The organism is Dyadobacter sp. HNCC25DJ185, assembly GCF_056895195.1.
The window spans coordinates 119,319-140,435 of record NZ_JBXHAR010000006.1 but is presented as its reverse complement, the minus strand read 5'-3'; the positions used below and the strand labels follow the sequence as shown (position 1 = coordinate 140,435).

Here is a 21,117-nt window from a genome sequence, read left to right as displayed (position 1 = left end):
TTCCAGTTAATTGGGCTGTATTTTGCTTAGCCTGAACATGCTGACGTAGTTATCGGCAACGTTTTTAGAAGAGTCGCTGTACATGATGGCACTACTTGTCTTAATGCTCAATTGCGTTGGTCCGTCGAAAATTTTAAGCACATCGGCTACTAAGGAAACCTGCGGATGTAATAGCTTGGAAACAGTTGCTTTTTGGGCCCCGAAATCGATTTTGGTTTTACGGATATTGTTCAGTGTTTTTTCAGTACGTCCTCCAAATCCACCGATATGGTAGTAAAACTTACCGTTTGGAGAGGTCGCAAAGTCAGAGGTACCTTCGATTTTTAGGAAAATATAACCAGGGTTCCAATCCCAATACATACCTTCCTCATTCACAGGGCCGGTATCTTTGTCTAAAACTCCTTTGCGTTTTGAAACATCCGAGACACTTCTGAGACTATCGACACCAATCAAAAATTCGACCGCGGAATATTCTCCGACTGGCACATTGTTGATCACAGCCTGTTGTGAAGCCGCATTGTTTTCCCGGATCAGAAAATAGCTGGAGTCCTGCGGTACCGTGTAGCTGGTGCCGTCGGTTTTGAGCAACTTGATGTTCGAGATGAAATAATTGAGCGTACTTACTGTAAAAGTTTCGCCGACGGAGTTCTGGTAAGTTTCGGTATTGAGCTTCAAATCTTTGCTGCCAGCCACATTGTCAAATTGAATGCTCAATGCCCCTGTTTCGGAAGTGTCTGGATTGTCATCGTCAGAGCAGGAAATAGTTGAAAAGCCCAGCGACATAGCCAATGCCGTGGAGAATAGAAATGAAAATGCTCTTTTCATAATTCTATAGTTAAGGATATTGAAAAAAGAATGGTGTTTTACCTAAGAGATAAAACAGAAAAAGCGCAGGAATTATGCGAAAATCAGCTTAGAGGAGGATGAAAAATATCATCGGGAGAAAGATAGGCGGCAAACGGATTGGCATAGGGGAAATTCAGTTCCCGAAGTATTTCAAAAGCAGCAGCAGCCTGAGGTAAAAAGCTGAAATTCGTGCGGCTGTCCATCACATAGTCCAGCAATCGCGCCATGTAGTTCTTTTCAGCCTGCCGTTTTTCCTGTTCTTCCAATGCTGCCATTCGTTTGGCAAGATAGCATTGGCCATTGCAATTCATTTGTGGACGGGTACGGTTCTCACAAAGGTTGGCTACAATATACTCCCGCCGGATTTCAAAGTCGAGATATAACAAAGGAATCACCCATACTTTGATCAGCATAAGGCTCAGCAAGCTGAGGGAGATCCATTGTTTGACTTTATTTCCCAAGTTTTAGAATTCCTTTGCTACAAAGGTATTAACCGATGATCAAAAATGTTCGTTTTTAGGCGATTTTAATCCCATTACCTGGTTTTATAAAAGAGTTGCAAAGAGAAACTGCCTGAGAGTAAGAATGACTTATTGACACCTGCCGGCGTATAACCGACGCCGGGAAAATACTGAGACGGAACTTCCGGTGACGCACGCAATGCAGCGGTGTTTCTAACCTGTATGCGTAGTGAAAGCCGCTCACTCAGCGTGACACCGTGTGCAAAATACGCTTCAAACCCAACCGCAAACTGATTTTGCATTTTATACTGTTTTTCGTAGTTACCGAAAGTCGGGCCGTCGAAAGAAACGTTTCCAGTATATTCCGACAAAGAAACCATTGGCCCAAAGCCAAAGAAATGATTATGACGCGGATGTTGTATTTCGTAAGCTCCCCGCAGGTAATATCCTCTGAACCGCTGGTCAGGGTCGAATTTACTTTCACTGTTTGTTGTACCCTTTGCAAAACCCGCACCAAGAATCAGGTTCCGGTTTGCCTTGTGCGCAGCCCACCGGTAATAGGGTTCAATCATGATGGTTTTCCGGATAAGATACTTTTCAGGAAGAATGAACGAAGGAATACTCTTAATGATGTCGATTCCTGCATATTGCCTGGGATGCGAGTCCACCTGCGCGCGTATGACATCAATGCATGCCAACAGAAAGGTGTGGTGATCAGGACCAATTTTTTCATGGGGTGACGTCAATTGAAATGCCGGGAGCATAGGAATGGAATACGGGTTGCTTGCCCCAGAGAATGTAGCCTCCATAATCTACCTCCACTTTTGAAAAGGTTGATCTGGCATTTGGGCCATGCGCCGGCTTGTCTGCGTCCACAGTAAATCCGCATCCTTGCTTTACTTCAAATTCCCTTTTATAGAACAGCGTCAGGGTATCCGCTTTTTCTTTTGTAAAAAATAAGAATGTGGTGCTGTCAGCATTGAGCGAAATGGGAAGCACGCAAGAAGGGAAGGGTTTTTTTAGTAATTCTGCGCTTGACTTAAAGGCATCGCGATTAATTACATGCAATGCACTGACCGAATCGATCTGCAGAGAATCGGCAGAAAGGCGGATTGTTACAAATAGTTCATGCTGTGGCCCGCAGTCAATACAGCTGTTGAGACAGAAGCAAATCAAAATAAAGAATACATGTCGCATGATCAGGCCAAAGAAAAGCTTACTTGAGCTCGACACCAGAAAGACAGAAAGCGTTGCGTCAAGTACAGCTCATCCGGTGACTCGGTAGAGTAATTTTCCTATATTTGCCCTTTAAACAATATGGGGGCACTTGCTCCGTTTATGTTCAAAGTTGTTTTTACACCCAATCGACCTCAGTTTCATTAGCTTAACCATTCACTTTTTATCTCACATATGATGCTTCTGCAAGCACTTACTGACTCTACTATGGCAGCTCCCGTTGCCAATCAGGGACTTTCCGTCATAGATCTTCTCGCAAAAGGGGGCTGGGTAATGTTGCCACTCGGACTTTTATTTCTGGCAACGCTTTTTTTGATCATTGAACGGTTTTTAGGGATTAATGCGAATGGGAAGATTGAGCCGCAGTTTGTTGATAATGTAAAAGACTTTATTCAGCAGGGAAACTTAAAATCTGCCGAATCGCTTTGCCGGAACCAGCGCAATGCAGCAGGCAGAATTTTCGAGCGTGCAATCGGACGGATTGGATATCCGATCAAAGACATTGAGACAACGATCGAAAATGCGAGCCAGATTGAGATTCAGAGAATGGAAGGTAACTTGCCCTATCTCGGTGTGATTGCAGGTATAGCGCCCATGCTTGGTTTTGTGGGTACGATTTCGGGTATCATCCGTATTTTTTACGATATCTCCATTTCCAACGACTTTAATATCAGCACGATTGCAGGTGGTATGTACGAAAAAATGATCACTTCTGGCTCTGGTCTGATTATTGGTCTGATCGCTTACGCAGGTTACCACTTGCTGAACATGAAAATAGACGGATTTGCTTTGAGACTGCAAATGGCCGCTTCGGATTTCCTGGATGTATTGCAAAAGCCGGTAGCTGCTAAGTAAAATATAGAAATATGAAAATACGTCGCAAGGCCCGGTTTGCCCCGGAGGTGTTCACGCACTCTCTGAACGATATCATGTTTTTTCTTCTGCTGTTTTTCCTGATCATTTCCACGATGTCCAATCCGAATGTGATCAAACTGATGCTGCCAAAAGCTTCGGCTACCCAGCAGATGTATAAAAAACAGATTACATTATCAATAGATGAGCACAAAGGCTATTTTATTGATAAAGAGCCTATACCATTTGACCGACTGGAAGCAGAACTGCAAAGTATTTTTGCCAATGTTGAGGAAAGAACGATTGTTTTGAGAGTAGATAAAAATCTGGCAGTTCAGGATCTGGTAGATGTACTGGAGCTGGGGGCCAAGAATGATATTAAAATGGTGATGGCAACTGCCAAATAACCGAATATAATTAAAGCAAAGCGGCCCTGGAAATTCGAGTTTCAGGGCCGCTTTATTTTAGCACTATTGTTGCGCACTTAGATAGATTTGCTCTACAATCGCTTGTAGAACAGCACCTTCTTCCGCACTGCAAATATTGCTCGGCTTTCCGGCGCAGGCGTCGAGAAATGCGGCTGTATTTTTAAGCTGAATGTCGGGAACTTCCAGATGCGGGAATGCCATATCCGTCAGCTCACCCGCGAATTCGGTATATAGCGTAAAAGGGTTGAGCAATGCTCCTGCTTTGGTTCCAAAAACTTCCAGGTTTACGTTTTTTTGCAGCTGGGTATTCAATGCAAAAGACGTAGATAAGGATATGCTGGCATTATCAGGAAATGATAAGTGCGCAAAGCATCCATCCTCGACTTCAAATTTTTCGGCATCCCAGCCGCCCATTAAGCCCTTGCCGCCTGCTTTTCCAATATAGTCGTAAGTATTTGCTACAATGCGGTCAGGCATTTGATAATCCAGAATGCCCAGCGCCAGATCCAGAATATGAACACCAAGATCGATCAGCGCGCCTCCGCCTTGTATTTCTTTATTGGTAAAATTACCCCAGCCAGGAATGCCACGCCTCCTCAGATAGTTGGCTTTGATATGGTACACCTTACCCAACTGGCCTGTCCTCATGCATTTTTGTAACAATGCGTATTCATCCGTTTGTCTCAACTGGAAGTTGTACGCCAGCACTTTGCCCCTGCTTATTGCAAGATCGGCCATTTCCCGGGCTTGTGCCCTGCTCATGGCAGGAGGTTTTTCACAAAAAACGTGACAACCCTGTTCAAGTGCCTGGATTGTAAAGGGGTAATGCAGATTGTTGGCTGTGCAGTTCACAATCATATCGGGCCTTGCTTCACTCTTGTACATTTCCAGCGCGTTGTCGAATGCGAAGGGAATCTGATGTTTATCGGCGAGCGCCTGCGCCTTGTTTTTGTCACGACTGCAAATCGCCGTGATTTCAACCCGGTCTGAAAGTGCTTTTAACGCTGGAATGTGGTTGTCGTCGGCAATGTGGCCTCCGCCGATGATAGCTGCTTTGAGGAGTGACATGCGGGATGTTTGATAATGGTTCGTGGCTTGCTAAAATAGCGAAACATTATCCAAATCGAATGTTTAAGCTCAATCCTGGTTTACGGGAGGCCTACCTTGTCTGGAAAGCGCGGATGGCTGCCTTTGGAACTTGTAGGACGGGGTAGGGGGTATTGTGCTATGAACCAGCATATTATAGTTCCTGAAGTGCCTTAATTTTTTGGTGCTATCTATTTTTGGTGTCGGTTTTTTATTGGGATTATTCCCCGAAAAATCGATGAACTTATTGAAGTACATTCCCAGCTCGGTCATCGTAGACAGGATCATAGGTTTTTCTTTCTCAAGCAGCCCCTGTCTGGTTTTTTGTTTTGCTTCTTCCAGATCAAATTTGACTTCAATTGCCTGCCTCGCTCGAATTGGCTTTCCATTTTGAATGGCTGGCTCCCATTTTGGCATTTCCTTTACCAACCTGATAGCCTCCATATCCAGTCCAAATCCGACACCTTTTATAATCACTATATCGCCTAATGTACCATCTTCGTCCACCGTAAACTGAACGAACACAATGCCCTGGACACTTGCTTGCAGTGCCGGGTCGGGGTATTGGATGTTTTCATGCAAGTAGCTGAACATCGCCTCCTGTCCGCCAGGGAACTGTGGTTTTTGTTCGGCAATTGTGAATACACCCTTCATCGGATCTGGCGTATTAACGATATCGTCGTTCACGGATTTCTTATCAGCGCTTCCAATGACGGGCAACGTGTCGGCAATGATTTCATGGTTCGTTTGAAGGGTTATGCCATAGAAGGTTTTGTTGCTTTCAACACGTATTTCCTCTGATTTGAAATTGATATGTGTGACCGCAAGCTTCCCGCCGACCGGCATATTCGTCAGTGCAAATTTTCCATCTTGATCTGTCGCGATTCCTCTGGTCGTACCGGCCAGAATGATTATCGCATCGGGGATTTTGGCCCCGTTTTCGTCCAATACAATTCCATTCAGGTTAATTGTTCCGTAACTGACCATTGCCACCTTGTCGGCGACCGGCGCAGTGTTCGCGGGAGCTGGTTGTTGGGGTATACGTTTACGGGCGGCAGTTAGAAAAACGGCAAATAATGTTATGGGCACAATCAGCAGATATTTTCCAAGTAACCAGCGTGACGTGCGATTTTTATAGATCATCCGGATGCGGCTTTTAAGCAAGGACGAATTGTAAAAATGGTTGGTGATTATCCTTTGCGGTACATTTAAGGCGTATGCAACAAGGAAATTGGCGTAATCGTCGCGGTTCGGAACCTGTTGGTCTGCCAGAAATTCGTGAACGGCCTGCATGGAACGTTTGTAGAACCAAGCTACGGGATTGAACCAAAAAGCCACTTTCAGCAATTCAGCCAAAATGATGTCCAAGCTATGTAGCTGGCGGATATGCACAAATTCATGCCTGAGAATGACATCGGGATTACGTTCATAGTCATTTCTGCTGATTACAAGCCATTTAAAAAAGGAAAAGGATCCTGTCTCCGCGGGCTGTACGCTCTCCTGTAACACCAAGGTATAACTGTCCACGTTCAGCCTCTCTCCGTTTCGGATTGTTAAATAAAGTTTGTAAAAAGATAATGAAAGCCGGAAAAGCATGGTGACCACTCCTAATCCATACAACACAACCAGGGCCAGTTCCCATCCCACGCTTTGTTCCGGGACCTGATGAGAGGCTGTCAGTGCTGGGGATACAGATACATTGTGTAAAGTCTGCGGAACTACAACCTTGTAGGTTTCTGAAAATGTCACAAATGGCAGTAGGAACGAAATGATCAGTGAACCCAGCAAGTAAAATCGGTTCCAGAGAAAGAAAGTATGATTGCGGAACAGCAGCCAGTAACAACTGTAAAACAAGACCAGGGCCGCATTGACCTTGGCAAAATAGAGGAGCGTTTCCATGATCTATTTTTTTGTCGTAATCATGACAACCCCATTGCGTCCCTCATCGCCGTACGTTGAAGTCGCGCTGCTGTTTTTCAAAACGCTGATGGCTTTTATATCATCCGGATTTAGTTGGCTGTAGCCTTCTGAGCCACGTTTTTCCTGTTTTTCTCCATCGATGATAATCAATGGATCGCCGGACAATGAGTTGCCCCTAACCTCTACTTTTGTGTTGGATAGTGAGTTGTATCCAGCGACTTCGCCTTTTGCAGCATCATTTTTAAATCCGTTGTTATATGCCGAAATATTGACGGCTGAATTGGTAGATTGTACAAAAGATTTCCGGGGCTCCGCCGCCGCCATGATTTCACCTGTGAGCATAGCTTCATTCTTTGTGCTGATTTCAACGACGCCGCTTTTAGCTGTCTCTCCATAACGTGCTGCTGCTTCTCCATTTTTGAGCACATTTACATGAGCAATGTCCGATTCAGGAATTTTGGCGACTTTGTCCTGATCAATGATTTTGCCATCCAGGACAAATAGGGGTCTTGATCCTTTTAAATCTAGCCCTACACCGGCAGTCCTTTTTTTATCGCTCTCGTCGATTTGGAAATTAATGGGCAGATTATACCTTACATTCACAGCTTTGCCGTTTTGTTTGGCGGGTTTCCACTTTGGAAATTGGGATAAAACCCTTACAGCTTCTTCGTCGCAGCCATAGCCAAGCCCTTTTAAAACCTGTATATCCGCCACATCACCGTTTTCAGTTACAACGAAGGAGAGAAATACCCTTCCCGCTATATTTGACTTGACGGCTTGCTCCGGATATTTTAAGTGATCACGCAGAAATTCATACATCGCCTTAATTCCTCCGGGAAACTCAGGCTGTTGTTCCACTACCGTGAAAACCTTTTTATCCGCAATCGCCTCCTTAGCCAATGCTACTTTTTCCTCGGCAATTGGCTCTCCACTCTCCTGGCGTTCGCAACCGGCTATGATCAAGGCCGAAAAACCAATCAAACTCAGTGCAATCGCGTAGGTACCGAGTAACCATTTCGAAGTCCTGTTTTTGTAAATCATCTGAATACGGCTTTTAATCTGTGATGGTTTGAAAAAGTGATTCGTAAGTGAAGCGACCGGCGCATTCAGGGCATAGGCAACCAGAAACTTCGCATAAGTCTCCCGGTTTGGTGCCTGCTCATCAGCCATGAATTCGTGCACTTCCTGAAATGAGTGTTTGTAAAGCGAAAGTATAGGGTTGAACCAGAAAATCACCCTCATGACTTCTACAAGCAATATATCCACACTGTGCCACTGCTGCGTATGCACCATTTCGTGCCTCAGGATCGCGTCGAAATGGTGTTCATAGTCGCTCCTGTTGATGACGATCCATTTAAGGAATGAGAATGAGCCGATGCGATTGGAGTCAATCAGAACAACCTTGCAATCGTCCAGGTCGATGATTTCACCCGCATTCAGAAATTTTCTGAGTTTCAGAATGTGGCCAAATAGATAGTAGGCCGAAATGGAAAAACCAATTGCATAAATCATCCAGATTGCCTGAACCCAGGTGACGATTGGTTTTGGGACTTCTTGCACCTGCGAAAGAGTGAAGGGGGTTGCGGTTATCTCGTATGTAATGGGAAGCATCGGGGCACTTTCCGGATAAATGATAAGCGGAAGTGTAAATGCTGCACACAGCGAGCCAAGGAGATAGATGCGGTTCCACTGGAAGAAGGTGTGGTTACGCAGCATGAGCCAATAACAGGCGTATAACAATATCCAATACAAATTAACCTTGCCGAAATAGATTAAAGTATCCATGGCTAACAGATTTTAGTGATCGTTTTTATGATCGTTGATCAATTTCATAATTTCATCCAGGTCCTTTGTTTTAAGGTCGTTGTCTTTCACGAAGAATGAAACAAGGTTGGGTAGGGAGTTGTCAAAGTAATTGACCATCAATTGCTTCATTTCGTGACGCTTATACTCTTCTTCGCTGATGAGCGGGAAATATTCGTGCGTTTTTCCATAAGCTGTATAACCTACTACTTCCTTTTTCTCGAGGATCCGTATGATCGTCGAAACGGTGTTGTAGGCTGGCTTGGGTTCCGGGATCTCTGCCAGGATATCTTTGACAAATGCTTTTTTAAGTTGCCAGAGTATTCTCATTATTTCTTCCTCGGCGCGGGTAAGCGTGCGAATTTCCATGATTATTTGTGGGACTTTTAGTACTAATTAAACCGGTAAATCAAAGTTAATACTATTTGCTTAGTTCCAAAACTATTTTATTAGTTATTGTGAAAAAATAAAAAAGCGGTGAATAAAGTCACCGTTTTGGCCTCGTGTGATTTGGTTGCGTGCCAGGCAAACGTTCAGTAGGCGCAGGTATTCGAAACGCTGCTATCCAGAAAAGCAAAAGCAGCAAGGACAAATCCCTGCTGCTTCCTGGTATTGAATGCGGCTCTTTATTCGACGACGCTCAATTTTACTGTATTGGTCTTACGTTGTCTCGAAACAGGCATGCTCAACGTATTGATGAAAACATCACCCTTCTGCAGCTCACCCTTCTCTACAAGGAACAACTTGATATCCTCAATCAGATCGTCTGTTGAAACTCCCTGATCGCGGTCATAATAGAATACTTTTGTGCCCCAATAAAGAGCGAGCTGGTTCATGAGCATTTTGTTACTCGTGAAAATCAGCAGGTTGGCTTTTGGCCTGTGGTGAGATAACCTAAACGAAGTGTAACCCGAACGAGTAATCCCGATGATTGCCGCAGCTTGTGTATCGCGCGCTAATCTACAGGCACTCATCACGACATTGTCGTTTAATTTATAAATACCTGCATTTTCATTTACAAAAGCGTGGTGTTTGAAATAAATGCTGTTGGTAGAAGATTCAACCTTCTCGATCGTGCGCGTCATGCTTTCGACAGCGAGAAGCGGGTAACGTCCGGAGGCCGTCTCCGCACTGAGCATTACAGCGTCTGCACCGTCCAGAACTGAATTCGCTACATCGTTAAGTTCCGCGCGGGTAGCACGTGGACTTTCAATCATGCTTTCCAGCATCTGAGTGGCAACGATAACCGGTTTTCCTGCTTTGTTACATTTGTCGACGATCATTTTCTGGATCATCGGTACTTCTTCCGCAGGAAGCTCAACACCCAGGTCGCCGCGGGCAACCATAATTGCATCAGTGACTTCAATGATTTCGTCAATATTTACAATTGCTTCCGGTTTTTCAATTTTGGCAACCACGCGGGCCAGTTTCCCCTTATTGGCGATGTATTCTTTTACTTTGGTGATTTCCGCAGCTGTACGCACAAAGGACAATGCAACCCATTCAACGTTATGCTCAAGACCAAAATCCAGATCTTCGTAATCCTTGGCTGTCACCGAAGGCATCGAAACTTTGGTATTTGGCAGGTTGACCCCTTTCTTCGATTTCAGGTAGCCTCCATAAATTACTTCCGTAACCACGTCGGTCCCGTCCATTCCTGTTACGAGCACTTCCAGTTTTCCATCATCCATCAGGATCCTGTCGCCTATCTTCACGTCATTGTACATACCATCGTAGGGAGTGCTTACTTTCTCGGCCGTACCAAGCACTTCGGTATTGGATAAGATCAGCTTTTTGCCGGCTTCAATCAATACCCCGTCTTTTTCGGAAACCAACCCGATACGAATTTTAGGCCCTTGTAAATCCTGCAGGATCGCAAGGTTCAAGCCATATTCTTCATTGATTTCACGAATGGTATTTAATCTTAAAAGATGATCGGCGTGGGTACCGTGGGAGAAGTTAAGCCTGAAAACGTTGACTCCGGCTTTTGCCAATGCATATAATGTTTCTTTTGTTTCAGAGGCGGGGCCTACGGTTGCAACAATTCTTGTTTTTTTGGAAGACATAGATGGATATGCAGTAAGAAATGATTTTATAAGCAATCCACGTCGATGACAACCTGGATGCTCTTTAATGTCTTATCGGTTAATGTGTCAATTACCTTTTCCTGAATAAATGACTTTGCCGCCTTAAAATTAATCTTTTCTCGCTCAAGTTTGATGAGAATATCGAACAAAAACTGATTTCTCACTCTTTCCACCAAAGGCGGCTGCGGTCCCAAAACCCGGCTTGAACCAAGGTTGGCGGTAAGCTTTTCGGCCAGGATCCTGGCAGCTCTTTGGGAAGTGTTTTCGTCTATGTGTTTGACAGTGACCTTTATAAGTCTTGTAAAGGGAGGGTAGCCGAATTTTTCTCTCTCGGTGATCTCGGCATCATACATCCCTTCATAATCATTGGTGACGATTCTTTCCAATAGTTTTTGAGCAGGATTGGCCGTCTGTATTAAAACTTTGCCTGGCTTATCCGCCCGTCTCCCCGCCCGGCCACTCACCTGGGTCAACATTTGGAAAGCGCGTTCGGAGGCGCGGAATTCCGGAAAATGAATAATCCGGTCTGCATCGAAAATCCCCACCACACTTACATTATCGAAGTCCAGCCCTTTGCTGACCATTTGGGTCCCGACCAAAATATCAATTCCTCCTTCTTCAAATTCCCGGATGATCTGTTGATAGGCATTTTTTGCCCGAGTTGTATCCAGGTCCATACGCTGCACTCTTGCTTCCGGAAACATCAGGTGGATCTCGTCCTCAATTTTCTCGGTACCGTAACCCATCGTCTTTACTTTAGGCGAGCCGCAATTCGGGCAGGTTCTAGGAACTTCTTCCTTGTGTCCGCAATAATGACAGCGTAATTCCTTCATTTTCATGTGGTAGGTAAGGCTGACATCACAATTGGGACATTCAGAAATCCACGAGCATTCTTCACATTGCAGGTAAGGCGAATACCCCCGCCGGTTTTGAAACAGGATCGTTTGCTCCTTATTCGTGAGATTGTACTGTAGATGTTCGAGCAAAACAGATGAAAATTCATTTTTCATCTGGCGCTGCTTCTTTTCCTTTTTTGTGTCAATCAATTGAAAAGTAGGCAATGCGGCATTTCCGAAACGCTCCTTCATTTCTACCAGTCCGTATCGTCCGCTTTTTGCGTGATAATAGCTTTCCAATGAGGGGGTCGCGGAGCCTAGTAGTGTCTTCCCTTTGTGCATATAGGACATAATGACCGCCACGTCTCGGGCATTGTAGCGCGGCGCGGGATCATGTTGCTTGTAGGAAGTTTCGTGTTCTTCATCTACAATGATCAATCCAAGATTATCGAAAGGAAGAAAAATAGCTGATCTTACACCGACCACAAACTGAAATTTCCCATCCAAAATCCCTTTCCAGACTTCAACGCGCTCATTATCAGAAAATTTGGAGTGATAAATACCCATCATATCCCCAAAAACTTTTCGCAATCGTACCACAATTTGAGTAGTCAGGGCAATTTCCGGCAAAAGAAACAGAACTTGGGAGCCGCTTTGGAGTACTTGTTTGATCAACTCAATGTATACTTCTGTTTTGCCGCTTCCGGTGATCCCGTGGAGCAATACCACTTCTTTTTCGGCCAGTAGCTCCTGAATTTGCCTTGAGGCTTCCTTTTGCGAATCCGACAGCGTGATATTGGCCATATTGCCGGCAGGTATGTCTTCAAAACGGGAGATGAAAACTTCAAACTGCTCAAAAACGCCCTTTTTGATCAGAGTAGTTAAAGAAGCATCCGAAATCGCATCATCCTGGGCAAAAATAGACTTATCAAGCCCCTTTTGATTTAGCTCAGCATGATTGTACACCGGGACGTAACTTAGGAATTTAAGAAGGATGTCCTGCTGTTTCTGGTTTTTTTCCAGGGAAGCAGCCAGTTTTGAGAGCGACTCATTGGTCAGGTAGGCAGACGATAAGCGAATCTTTTTCACAACTTTCGGTTTATACCGCTCCTTTACTTCCTCATAGAGGATAACCGCACGTTTGCCTACCAGCGATTTGATCATCGAGGTGATATTTGATTTCTGCAACAACCTTTCTACTTCCTCGTAAGAGAGTGTCTGATGCTTTTTGATTTCTTCGATTACAATTCGTTCCTGGTCGGTCAGAAGGTCATCATACTCGAATTCGGGATTGAGCTGGATGCGTGATTGGCTAGTAATTTTAAGCCCTGCCGGCAAAGCGACATTCAGTACTTCTCCAATATTACATAGATAATATTCAGCAACCCAATTGAATAATTCGAGTTGCTTAGTGGTTACGATAGGTTGATCGTCAAGTAATTCAAGGATGTATTTTGCCTGATACTTCACAGGGGGTGTGGTGTGTATTTTGGCAGCAACGGCGGTAATAACCCTTTTCTGTCCGAATTGCACAATAACCCTTGCCCCGACCTTAATGAGGTCGCTCATTTCCCTGGGAACCCTATACGTAAATAAAGCTGGAACCGGGACAGGTAAGATCAGATCAGCGAATAAAGTGGTTTCTTCCTCGAAGAAGGAGGTCATTGATGAGCAATTTGTTTATCGAAAGATACGAATTAAGCAATCAGTTCGACGGGTAGAACAGTTGACTTCTCCCATCCGATCATCGCATTAAAAAGCCTGATGTGGCTGTATTTTGATATATCTTCTTCTGAAATATTGGCTTCGTGAATCACACCCGAATCTAATAAAAGTGCCCTCTGCGTTCCAGGAAGCAGATAAGTTGACGGAGTATACCATTTCGCTCCGTCCCGGAAAGCCACATTGCAATAGAAAGAATCAGTTACCATTCCGTTTTTAATGATCAGGACCTCATCACAGTCTTTTCGTTGCGCAAACAGGGTGTCCAGTTGATCACGGTCATTGTATTTAAAGGCGTAGTCTATGCTATCATCGTAAACCTTCTGAATTTTCTTGATTGTTCTTGTTGAATACGGCTCCCACCTGATATGGTCGATTTCTTTGCCGTACGCGACCCTGCATTTGTGGAGGTCATTCCCGACGCAGTCTGGAAGAGTGATCAACTCCGACAAATCCCAGTGATCGGTAAATCCCCAGAGCTCTCTCCGGGTGTTATTCAATCTTGATTCGTGGTACGAAAGGTTTTTCAAAATACGATTTTCGACACAAATCGTTTCAATACACAGTGTGCGGGACATGGCTGAATGGAAGGTAAACTTTATCAATTAATTCCTGATATTCATTTTCTGCTCGGCTGAGTGCGGTAATGCCGCCACCACTTTTAAAAATCAGCTTGCCATTCTGATTTTCAATAAACCGGATCATCACTGCACTTTCAAAAACTTCTCCATCGAAATAACCCATGACACCGGTATAATAACCTCTTTCGTAGCCTTCCACTTCTTTGATAATCCTTAATGTACTTGGCTTTGGAGCACCGGTAATAGAACCGGCCGGCAATAGTTTTAAAAGCAGGTCACCGAATTTTCCATTGAAGTCCTCCGGCAAAACTCCCGCAACCTCCGAGCTGACCTGTAATAAAGCTTTGTCATTGGTTTCAATCCGATCAATATATCGATACCTTTCGACCCAGACTTTTTTCGCGACCATGCTCAGGTCATTGCGGATGAGGTCAACGATGGTAGCATGTTCGGCGGCTTCTTTCTGGTCCGCCAGGATTACATCTTCAGCATTGGGTACCGAGGCATCAATGGTACCCTTCATGGGGAAGCTGGATATGCTGTCGCCTTTGATTGTTACAAAAATTTCAGGCGAAAAGCAGACAAATTCATTTTTGTATAAAAAACGGTACCGGGCCTCACTGTTTTCATAAATATCCCTGAGACTAAGATTTGTGTCAATGGGAGTTGGAACGGAGAGGTTAACCAGAAACGAGTTTCCCGATTTCAGGTTAGCTATTACGTGGTCAAATTTCTTCCTGTAAATTTCGAATGGAACGGGCTCCTTAGTAAGGTGAAAATCTGGTGTCAATCCGGTATCTCTCAACAAATCATGGTTAGAGAATCCTTTAAAGTCAAAAAGCACATCCGTTGGGCCAGGATCTGCCAGCTTCCAGGCAAGTGGTTTTTCAAACTGGTAATCTATAAGAAATACGAAAGGGGTTTTTGATTTTCCCCATTCATTAAGATTACCAACAAAATTGTCGACTGCTTCGGTCAATCTCAAAAGGATCTAATTGAACATTTCCAACAATGAGCTAATTTACAAAGTTCAGAAACCAATATCTAAATTAGGGGGTTAAAAGAGGGAGGAAAGAGGCCCGACAGCCGACAGTTACTTAACAAATGCATATATACGACGTTATCATCATCGGAGGCGGGCCTTGTGGACTTGCCATGGGCATAGAGCTTGCCAAAAGCGGTCTGGACTATCTCATTTTGGAAAAGGGTAATCTGACAGAGTCCATCCGGCGTTATCCAAGAAGGATGAAATTTTTCTCTACTGCCGAGAACATTGAGATTGGAGGAATTCCTTTCGCAATTTCCGATGTCAAGGCCAATCGCAATGAGGCGCTCCAATATTATCGCAAAGTAGCCGGTTACTATCACCTTAATTTCAAATTATTTATTGATGTGGACCGTGCCGAGAAACAGGCGGACGGCACCTTTTTAACCTATTCCAATGATGGCCAGGTTTTTCAATCCAAGAATGTAGTATTGGCAACAGGCTATTTTGATGTCCCCAGAATGCTGAATGTGCCGGGTGAAAACCTACCGCACGTTTCGCACTATTATGATGAACCCTTCAGATATTCCTATACCAATGTGGTCCTGGTGGGCGGTTCGAACTCTTCTGTTGAGGCTGCACTTGAGTTATACAGGCATGATGCCCACGTAACAATCGTACACAAGGAGGCCGATTTTCGTACTAAAGTGAAATACTGGCTTATCCCCGATGTTAAAAACCGTGTAAAGGAAGGGAAGATCCATACGCGTTTCAACAGCGTAACCAAGGCAATCGAGCCGGGAAAAATCCAGATCGAGAACCTGGAGAGCGGTGAGACGGAATGGCTGCCGGCTGATTTCGTCTTTCTACTGGTAGGTTATCTGCCCGACGAACATCTGCTTACAAGGTGTGGCGTGATTTTAAACCCGGTAACCAAAGTACCGACTTTCAATTCCGACACTTTTGAAACCAATGTACCCGGGCTATACTTGTGCGGTACCGTAATGGCCGGTGTCTTTACCGAGAAAGTATTCATCGAAAACGGCCGCGAACATGCAGCTGCTATTGCGGATCACCTGGCGGGCAGGGAAGTGCGGAAGGTGAAGGAACTGATTGACCGGATATAAGGATTATTCGTCGTCAATTAATTTGAGCTTTCGTTTCCTCTTTTTCATAGACACTTTTTCAATTTTCCCAACCAATCCGTTAGCCCCGACGGCATAGCCGACATTTGCCGCAAAGCTGACGGCGTGGAACCCTTCCTTCCCAAGAGGCCGCCAGCTTTTTCCTTTGTCAATACTGTAACTGCTTCCCGACGGCCCGGTTGCAATTAGAGCGTAATCATCCGAGCGCAGTTCTGTTTCCCCGGTCCAGATCGCGTCTGTTTTATGGTAAAGTGCCACGCATTCTTTCAGACCCGCTGGCTTTGTCATACCCGCGAGGTGCCAGGTTACACCCCCGTCCTTCGTCATTAATACATTCTGGCTCGAATCTGTGGTTTTCTTGTAGTCTCCGCCGACAGCGATCCCATGTTTTTTTGTCCAAAACCGCAAACCAAATATGCCGCTGGTTGGCCCAGCTGGTAATGGGGTGGATGCAACCTGCCAAGACTGACCATAATCCTCGGACCTGAAAACGCGCGCCATTTTGCTTCCACCTGTTCCGATGTACGCAGCCCCCTTACCGGTTGTCAGTATCGAAGTACCACTAGCTGCAAAGCAGGCTTCTCCCGGTTCTGCTGCCGGACGTTTTTCCATAGGCATTTCCTGCCAGCTTTTTCCGCCATCTTCGGTAGTCAGGATAAACAGTTTTCCCTCCGTCGGATCACCCAGGCAAATGCCTCTATTTTTATCCCAAAAGTCGATTCCATCCAGAAAAACCCCATTTTGTGTAGTTTGATACACAAGAACCCAACTTTCTCCCCCGTCGTCTGTTCGGTAAATTTTGGCTTTGCCCTGTTCCGAAGGGCCAGCGCTCATTGCGACTACGGTTTGCCTATTGAAGGCGTAAATGTCACGAAAATCGAGAGAATCTGCACCTGGCACTTTGTAGGTAGTCCAGGTTTTTCCGCCGTTGAGCGTTTTGATGATTGTGCCCTTTGTGCCGCCTATCCAGCATGTGCTGGGATTAACAGCGTGCACTGCGCGCATATGTATTGCTGGCTTGATGTTATAGATCGTCCATTGCGCCGATGCCAGATGCGCCAGCATGAGGCCGGTTAATAATAATAGGCACCGGAAAAGCCTTGCCGACGTATATATGTTCTTTATTGGGTAAATTGGCACAGTATTTTTAATCTTTACAGTTCTAATTCATTATAAACACAAAATAGGAAATTCATATGAACAAGAATCAAAAATTTTTGATCGCATCTATTGGCGCTTTATTCACAGGCATTGCGATTGGCCTTTTGGTTGCGCCTAAAAACGGAAAAGACACCCGTAAGTTGCTTAAGAACAAGGCTAACGACCTGGGAGGTACAGCAAAAGATAAATATGAAAAGAGTTTGGAGGAGCTGTCTGTTTTGGCGGATAAACTGAAAGACGGATTTTTGAAAAACGTGAATACTGTAAAAGACAAGGCGACAACGGTTGCAGAAAATGTAAATGATAAAGTTCGCAATGTCGTGAACAACAATGCATAGATCCCCATATCAAGGACATTGAAAGGGCGGTTTCTTTAAAGAAGCTGCCCTTTTCTTATGGATTCTATTGGGGTATTTCGTCCATGATATCCTTGACAATCTTATTGATATCATTGGTGAAGTTTTTACTTTTTTCAGGAATGATCCCGCTTCCGCCGCCCTGCCAGACCATCTTGTTGTTGGAAGTGTCGACCAGGTCAATCATTAAAGTCCCTTCACGGTATTTTCCTACCACAATCTCCTCGCTTTTCCACGAGTACCTGCGCTGCCCCATGTATCTCGGTAATCCCTCTGTCCTGAAATCTGTTTGCCTGGTTTGCAATTGCTGTTTAACGGATAGCGCTATGTTGATTTTAAGATTGGCATCGCGGGCTTCATCCAAACCTCTTGCCTGAAGGTTCTGGGCAATGGCAGTTTTAATAATGCTTATGTTTTTCTCAAAATTTTCAGGAATGGTATCGCCGCTTGCTTCAATATCGTAAAAGCCGAATGTGGCGTAGTCGGCCAACCTGAAACCTGCTTCCTTTTTTGGTTTTAAAACTTTATAAGAAGATCCGCAGCTCGAAAAAAGGAAAAGGAACAGGAAAAAAAGCAGGTGTAAAGGGTTTTTCATAGTCTGAATCATCTGCAAATGAACTATCCGATCACGCTCCCCAACTCTTTGGCCGCAGCCATACTGATACTTTTATAGTGCATAAACTCGGTCATAACAGCGTTTTGCTCCTCTTCGGACTTTGCCTGAACCGCCTGTTGAAGACATACCTTCATTTTTTCTTCAATAAATGCTTTCTTGAGCCGCAAGATGTTATTAAAAGCGGTTTTGTCCAATACATCGACTTCAAACGGCACATAAATCTCATACTTTTCAGCCCACAATTCGCTCAGTTCGTGCTTTGCAGTCAACCATTCTATAGCAAGACTGCGAATTTCAAATTCATGATGTTGTAAAAAATAGTCGGTAGGCAGCACGTACCCTCGATTGAAGTTTTCGCGAAATAATGTCAGTAAGTGGTGGAAAACGGGATCTTTAAAGTCAATTCCGTCAATCTGTCCCAAAACATATTGGCAAACTGTAATTGTTGGTTCCAGTTCTTTGGTTCCGTAAACGACCATTAGTTTCACAAAAGCCTCTTCCTGGTAGTGCAATTTGCTCCGTGGCGGGGTTTCCGTCACGTCTTTTTCAGGAACAAACAAATCATCCGGGACCTCGAAATCTCCTTGCAATACCCGGCTCATACCTCCTAAATCATCAGGACCTTCGGGAGAAATTACTTCCGGGCGCCTGCGTTCTTGTGGTTTTTGGGACTGGAGTTTTCTGACCAGCTTATTACCTTCTGTGATCAGCATTTGTTCATCCACTTTCATCATTTCTGATGTCCGATGGAAAAACACCTGACGTTTGATCGCGTCCGGTATTTTCACAATGCTATTGACAATTTCTCCAATGACAGCAGCCTGCCTGAACGGATCGTTGCCGGCATCCTGCAACAGGATTTCGGTTTTGAAGGAAATAAAATCCTTGGAGGCCTTTTTTAAATGTGCCTTGAATGCTTCTGCACCCACTTTTCTTACAAAACTGTCCGGATCGTCGCCGTCTGGGAACAGGACAATATTTACGTTCAGCCCTTCCTCCAGAACGAGGTCCAACCCTCGTAATGCGGCTTTTATGCCAGCTATATCTCCGTCATAAAGGATTGTGACATTTGGAGTAAAGCGTCCGATCAGACGTATCTGCTCCACAGTAAGCGAAGTGCCGGACGAGGCCACAACATTCTCAATACCGGCCTGGTGCAGCGATATTACATCCGTATAACCCTCAACCAGGTAGCAATGATCCTGCTGCCGTATCGCATTTTTTGCTTGAAATATCCCATAGAGAACGTCACTTTTATGATAAACATCCGTTTCGGGAGAATTCAGATATTTGGGTTGATTGGCGCCTTTCTGGTTTGCGCTGGATTTGAGTATCCTTGCACCAAAGGCGATCACCTTGCCGGAAACGTGATGGATCGGAAATATCACCCGTCCTCTGAATCGGTCGTAACCGGCCGTCGTGCCACCTTCTCTATGAATGAGCAAGCCTGCTTTTTCAAGCAATTCAGCGGAATAGCCTTTTTCCAATGCTTCTTTTGAAAAGGAATCCCAAGTGTCCAGACTATAGCCCAGTTCGAATTTTTTGCGAATTTCTCTGGTAAAACCCCTTTCGCGAAAATAGCTGAGGCCTACCGCCTGTCCTTCTTCACTATGGTCGAGTTGGTGGTGATAAAAGTTTTTGGCGAAATTTAAAATGATATAGAGGCTTTCCCGCTCATTCTGACGAAGGGTTTCTTCATCTGTGAGCTCCTCTTCCTGAATTTCAATATTGTACTTATTGGCCAGATACTTCAGAGCCTCAGCGTAGCCTATGCCGTCAATATCCATCACAAATTTGATAGAATCACCTGCGGCACCGCAGCCAAAGCATTTATAGATCTGCCTGGAAGGGTTTACATTGAAGGAGGGCGTCTTTTCATTGTGAAATGGGCAGCAGGCCGAATAGTTTGCGCCTTTTTTCTTAAGAGATACGAAATCCCCCACCACTTCCACGATATCGGCGGCGTGCTTGATACGGTCAACGGTTTCGGGGTTTATGCGCATGTTAATCAGTTAACGCGGTCCCGCAGTTTTACAGGGCCTTCTTTAGTATTTTTATCGAGGCGCATGTTCAGCAACTCCACCAGGAAAGAAAACGCCATTGCGAAATAGGCGTAACCTTTTGGAATTTCATAGTGGAACGCCTCGGCTACCAACAGGGTACCAATCATCAACAAAAATGACAGCGCTAAAATTTTGATGGAAGGGTGACTATTTACAAAATCGCCGATTTTTCCCGCAAATGCAATCATGATGAAGGTGGAAGCCACGACTGCCGCGATCATGATCGGTATTTCTTTCACCAAACCAACTGCTGTTAACACGGAATCAAAAGAAAAAATGATGTTTAGCAGTGCGATTTGAGTCAATGCACTTCCAAAGGTCAGCGAACCCTTGGCTACACCATCTCCCGAAGGTTTATCTTCTGTTTCTCCCTCCAGTTTATGGTGAATTTCTTTTGTGGTACTATAAAGGAGGAAAAGGCCGCCGCCCAGCAGAATCAGGTCCCGGCCACTAAAACCATGTCCGAAGAGGGTCAGAAGATCCTGTTTCAATCCTATCACCCAGGAAATCGCAAAAAGCAGTGCTACTCTGAGTACCAAGGCGATCAGCAATCCATTATTCTGTGCTTTTTTGCGTTGAGAAACCGGAAGCTTTCCGGCGACAATTGTAATGAAAATGATATTATCTATGCCCAGAACGACTTCTAGCAAGGTCAAAGTAAGTAAACTTATCAGCGCATCGGCCGTAAAAAACGCTTCCATGGATAAAAGTTATGATGAGTATGTTTGTACGAAAGTAATCAGGTGTGTCAGTTTGAGCAATAATTAAATTATATTTCCTTAAATTTGGTGCCCTGGCTTATTTCGGTCTAGTTGTTTTATAGAATTGTCCATCATTTTCTTATTAGAATTTAGAAATTCACAAACGAAAGTTTTTTTCTAATTACTTTAGTTTGTTATTTTGCGGTATTGAAACTTAGTGAAGAAACTATCA

General features: G+C 44.6%; 20 protein-coding genes. 4 read left to right on the top strand and 16 right to left on the bottom strand.

Annotation, left to right across the window (positions count from 1 at the left end; translation table 11 throughout):
• Positions 1–6: 6 nt before the first annotated feature.
• The 4 genes from AC1XUF_RS18085 to AC1XUF_RS18070 form a co-directional block, all read right to left on the bottom strand.
• Positions 7–825, bottom strand: a complete 819-nt coding sequence (locus tag AC1XUF_RS18085) for an MbnP family protein (protein WP_483343231.1) — start codon at positions 823–825, stop codon at positions 7–9.
• Positions 826–908: 83 nt separating this feature from the next.
• Entirely contained in the window at positions 909–1,307 is a 399-nt protein-coding gene (locus AC1XUF_RS18080) for a hypothetical protein (RefSeq protein ID WP_483343230.1), read from the bottom strand.
• Positions 1,308–1,381: 74 nt separating this feature from the next.
• Positions 1,382–2,071: a hypothetical protein gene (locus AC1XUF_RS18075; protein WP_483343229.1), complete on the bottom strand. Its 690-nt coding sequence runs from the start codon at positions 2,069–2,071 to the stop codon at positions 1,382–1,384.
• The gene (locus tag AC1XUF_RS18070) at positions 2,037–2,306 is read right to left on the bottom strand and encodes a hypothetical protein (protein WP_483343228.1); all 270 of its coding nucleotides are present in this window, start codon (positions 2,304–2,306) and stop codon (positions 2,037–2,039) included. The genes AC1XUF_RS18075 and AC1XUF_RS18070 overlap by 35 nt, the downstream gene beginning before the upstream one ends.
• Before the next feature lie 411 nt (positions 2,307–2,717).
• On the opposite strand from AC1XUF_RS18070, the gene AC1XUF_RS18065 reads away from it, so the two are divergent.
• Both AC1XUF_RS18065 and AC1XUF_RS18060 read left to right on the top strand, forming a co-directional pair.
• Positions 2,718–3,398, top strand: coding sequence for a MotA/TolQ/ExbB proton channel family protein (locus tag AC1XUF_RS18065; protein WP_483343227.1), 681 nt, complete (start codon positions 2,718–2,720; stop codon positions 3,396–3,398).
• 11 nt (positions 3,399–3,409) lie between these two features.
• Positions 3,410–3,802 (top strand): ExbD/TolR family protein, encoded by a 393-nt coding sequence (locus AC1XUF_RS18060; RefSeq protein WP_483343226.1) that lies wholly within the window; start codon positions 3,410–3,412, stop codon positions 3,800–3,802.
• 63 nt (positions 3,803–3,865) lie between these two features.
• Here the strand turns inward: AC1XUF_RS18060 and AC1XUF_RS18055 are convergent, their stop codons facing one another.
• From AC1XUF_RS18055 to AC1XUF_RS18020, 8 genes are all read right to left on the bottom strand, one after another.
• Complete coding sequence (locus tag AC1XUF_RS18055) at positions 3,866–4,891, bottom strand: Gfo/Idh/MocA family protein (protein ID WP_483343225.1); 1,026 nt, start codon at positions 4,889–4,891, stop codon at positions 3,866–3,868.
• 69 nt (positions 4,892–4,960) lie between these two features.
• The gene (locus AC1XUF_RS18050; protein ID WP_483343224.1) at positions 4,961–6,808 is read right to left on the bottom strand and encodes a TonB family protein; all 1,848 of its coding nucleotides are present in this window, start codon (positions 6,806–6,808) and stop codon (positions 4,961–4,963) included.
• Positions 6,809–6,811: 3 nt separating this feature from the next.
• Positions 6,812–8,614, bottom strand: coding sequence for a TonB family protein (locus tag AC1XUF_RS18045; RefSeq protein ID WP_483343223.1), 1,803 nt, complete (start codon positions 8,612–8,614; stop codon positions 6,812–6,814).
• A gap of 12 nt (positions 8,615–8,626) precedes the next feature.
• Entirely contained in the window at positions 8,627–9,001 is a 375-nt protein-coding gene (locus AC1XUF_RS18040) for a BlaI/MecI/CopY family transcriptional regulator (protein WP_483343222.1), read from the bottom strand.
• Positions 9,002–9,258: 257 nt separating this feature from the next.
• On the bottom strand, positions 9,259–10,698 hold the full coding sequence (gene pyk / locus AC1XUF_RS18035; protein ID WP_483343221.1) for a pyruvate kinase: 1,440 nt from the start codon (positions 10,696–10,698) through the stop codon (positions 9,259–9,261).
• A 26-nt stretch (positions 10,699–10,724) separates the two neighbouring features.
• Positions 10,725–13,220: a replication restart helicase PriA gene (gene priA, locus AC1XUF_RS18030; RefSeq protein ID WP_483343220.1), complete on the bottom strand. Its 2,496-nt coding sequence runs from the start codon at positions 13,218–13,220 to the stop codon at positions 10,725–10,727.
• Between the two features lie 32 nt (positions 13,221–13,252).
• Positions 13,253–13,855, bottom strand: a complete 603-nt coding sequence (locus tag AC1XUF_RS18025) for an aminotransferase class IV family protein (protein ID WP_483343219.1) — start codon at positions 13,853–13,855, stop codon at positions 13,253–13,255.
• Positions 13,833–14,843, bottom strand: a complete 1,011-nt coding sequence (locus tag AC1XUF_RS18020) for an aminodeoxychorismate synthase component I (protein ID WP_483343218.1) — start codon at positions 14,841–14,843, stop codon at positions 13,833–13,835. The genes AC1XUF_RS18025 and AC1XUF_RS18020 overlap by 23 nt, the downstream gene beginning before the upstream one ends.
• Before the next feature lie 119 nt (positions 14,844–14,962).
• Here AC1XUF_RS18020 and AC1XUF_RS18015 point away from each other — a divergent pair, with 119 nt between their 5' ends.
• The gene (locus tag AC1XUF_RS18015) at positions 14,963–15,970 is read left to right on the top strand and encodes a YpdA family putative bacillithiol disulfide reductase (protein WP_483343217.1); all 1,008 of its coding nucleotides are present in this window, start codon (positions 14,963–14,965) and stop codon (positions 15,968–15,970) included.
• 3 nt (positions 15,971–15,973) lie between these two features.
• Here the strand turns inward: AC1XUF_RS18015 and AC1XUF_RS18010 are convergent, their stop codons facing one another.
• On the bottom strand, positions 15,974–17,053 hold the full coding sequence (locus tag AC1XUF_RS18010) for a WD40/YVTN/BNR-like repeat-containing protein (protein WP_483343216.1): 1,080 nt from the start codon (positions 17,051–17,053) through the stop codon (positions 15,974–15,976).
• Positions 17,054–17,184: 131 nt separating this feature from the next.
• On the opposite strand from AC1XUF_RS18010, the gene AC1XUF_RS18005 reads away from it, so the two are divergent.
• A complete protein-coding gene (locus AC1XUF_RS18005) occupies positions 17,185–17,487 on the top strand; it encodes a YtxH domain-containing protein (protein ID WP_483343215.1) in 303 nt (100 codons plus the stop codon).
• Between the two features lie 64 nt (positions 17,488–17,551).
• Here AC1XUF_RS18005 and AC1XUF_RS18000 read toward each other — a convergent pair whose 3' ends face one another.
• Genes AC1XUF_RS18000 through AC1XUF_RS17990 form a run of 3 tightly spaced genes read right to left on the bottom strand, consistent with a single transcriptional unit; the run spans position 17,552 to position 20,885 of the window.
• Complete coding sequence (locus AC1XUF_RS18000; RefSeq protein ID WP_483343214.1) at positions 17,552–18,100, bottom strand: DUF4136 domain-containing protein; 549 nt, start codon at positions 18,098–18,100, stop codon at positions 17,552–17,554.
• Between the two features lie 23 nt (positions 18,101–18,123).
• Positions 18,124–20,124 carry a DNA primase gene (gene dnaG / locus AC1XUF_RS17995; protein ID WP_483343213.1) on the bottom strand — a complete coding sequence of 667 codons (2,001 nt, stop codon included), beginning with the start codon at positions 20,122–20,124 and terminating at the stop codon, positions 18,124–18,126.
• A 5-nt stretch (positions 20,125–20,129) separates the two neighbouring features.
• Positions 20,130–20,885 carry a TerC family protein gene (locus tag AC1XUF_RS17990; RefSeq protein ID WP_483343212.1) on the bottom strand — a complete coding sequence of 252 codons (756 nt, stop codon included), beginning with the start codon at positions 20,883–20,885 and terminating at the stop codon, positions 20,130–20,132.
• Positions 20,886–21,117 lie beyond the last annotated feature (232 nt).

Coding starts and splice junctions, on each gene's coding strand:
- AC1XUF_RS18050 (WP_483343224.1), bottom strand. CDS start 6,808: ATGGAAACGCTCCTCTATTTTGCCAAGGTCAATGCGGCCCTGGTCTTG.
- pyk (WP_483343221.1), bottom strand. CDS start 10,698: ATGTCTTCCAAAAAAACAAGAATTGTTGCAACCGTAGGCCCCGCCTCT.
- AC1XUF_RS18040 (WP_483343222.1), bottom strand. CDS start 9,001: ATGGAAATTCGCACGCTTACCCGCGCCGAGGAAGAAATAATGAGAATA.
- AC1XUF_RS18005 (WP_483343215.1), top strand. CDS start 17,185: ATGAACAAGAATCAAAAATTTTTGATCGCATCTATTGGCGCTTTATTC.
- AC1XUF_RS18025 (WP_483343219.1), bottom strand. CDS start 13,855: ATGTCCCGCACACTGTGTATTGAAACGATTTGTGTCGAAAATCGTATT.
- AC1XUF_RS18060 (WP_483343226.1), top strand. CDS start 3,410: ATGAAAATACGTCGCAAGGCCCGGTTTGCCCCGGAGGTGTTCACGCAC.
- AC1XUF_RS18010 (WP_483343216.1), bottom strand. CDS start 17,053: ATGCTGGCGCATCTGGCATCGGCGCAATGGACGATCTATAACATCAAG.
- dnaG (WP_483343213.1), bottom strand. CDS start 20,124: ATGCGCATAAACCCCGAAACCGTTGACCGTATCAAGCACGCCGCCGAT.
- AC1XUF_RS18045 (WP_483343223.1), bottom strand. CDS start 8,614: ATGGATACTTTAATCTATTTCGGCAAGGTTAATTTGTATTGGATATTG.
- AC1XUF_RS17990 (WP_483343212.1), bottom strand. CDS start 20,885: ATGGAAGCGTTTTTTACGGCCGATGCGCTGATAAGTTTACTTACTTTG.
- AC1XUF_RS18075 (WP_483343229.1), bottom strand. CDS start 2,071: ATGCTCCCGGCATTTCAATTGACGTCACCCCATGAAAAAATTGGTCCT.
- AC1XUF_RS18085 (WP_483343231.1), bottom strand. CDS start 825: ATGAAAAGAGCATTTTCATTTCTATTCTCCACGGCATTGGCTATGTCG.
- AC1XUF_RS18055 (WP_483343225.1), bottom strand. CDS start 4,891: ATGTCACTCCTCAAAGCAGCTATCATCGGCGGAGGCCACATTGCCGAC.
- AC1XUF_RS18015 (WP_483343217.1), top strand. CDS start 14,963: ATGCATATATACGACGTTATCATCATCGGAGGCGGGCCTTGTGGACTT.
- AC1XUF_RS18000 (WP_483343214.1), bottom strand. CDS start 18,100: ATGAAAAACCCTTTACACCTGCTTTTTTTCCTGTTCCTTTTCCTTTTT.
- AC1XUF_RS18065 (WP_483343227.1), top strand. CDS start 2,718: ATGATGCTTCTGCAAGCACTTACTGACTCTACTATGGCAGCTCCCGTT.
- priA (WP_483343220.1), bottom strand. CDS start 13,220: ATGACCTCCTTCTTCGAGGAAGAAACCACTTTATTCGCTGATCTGATC.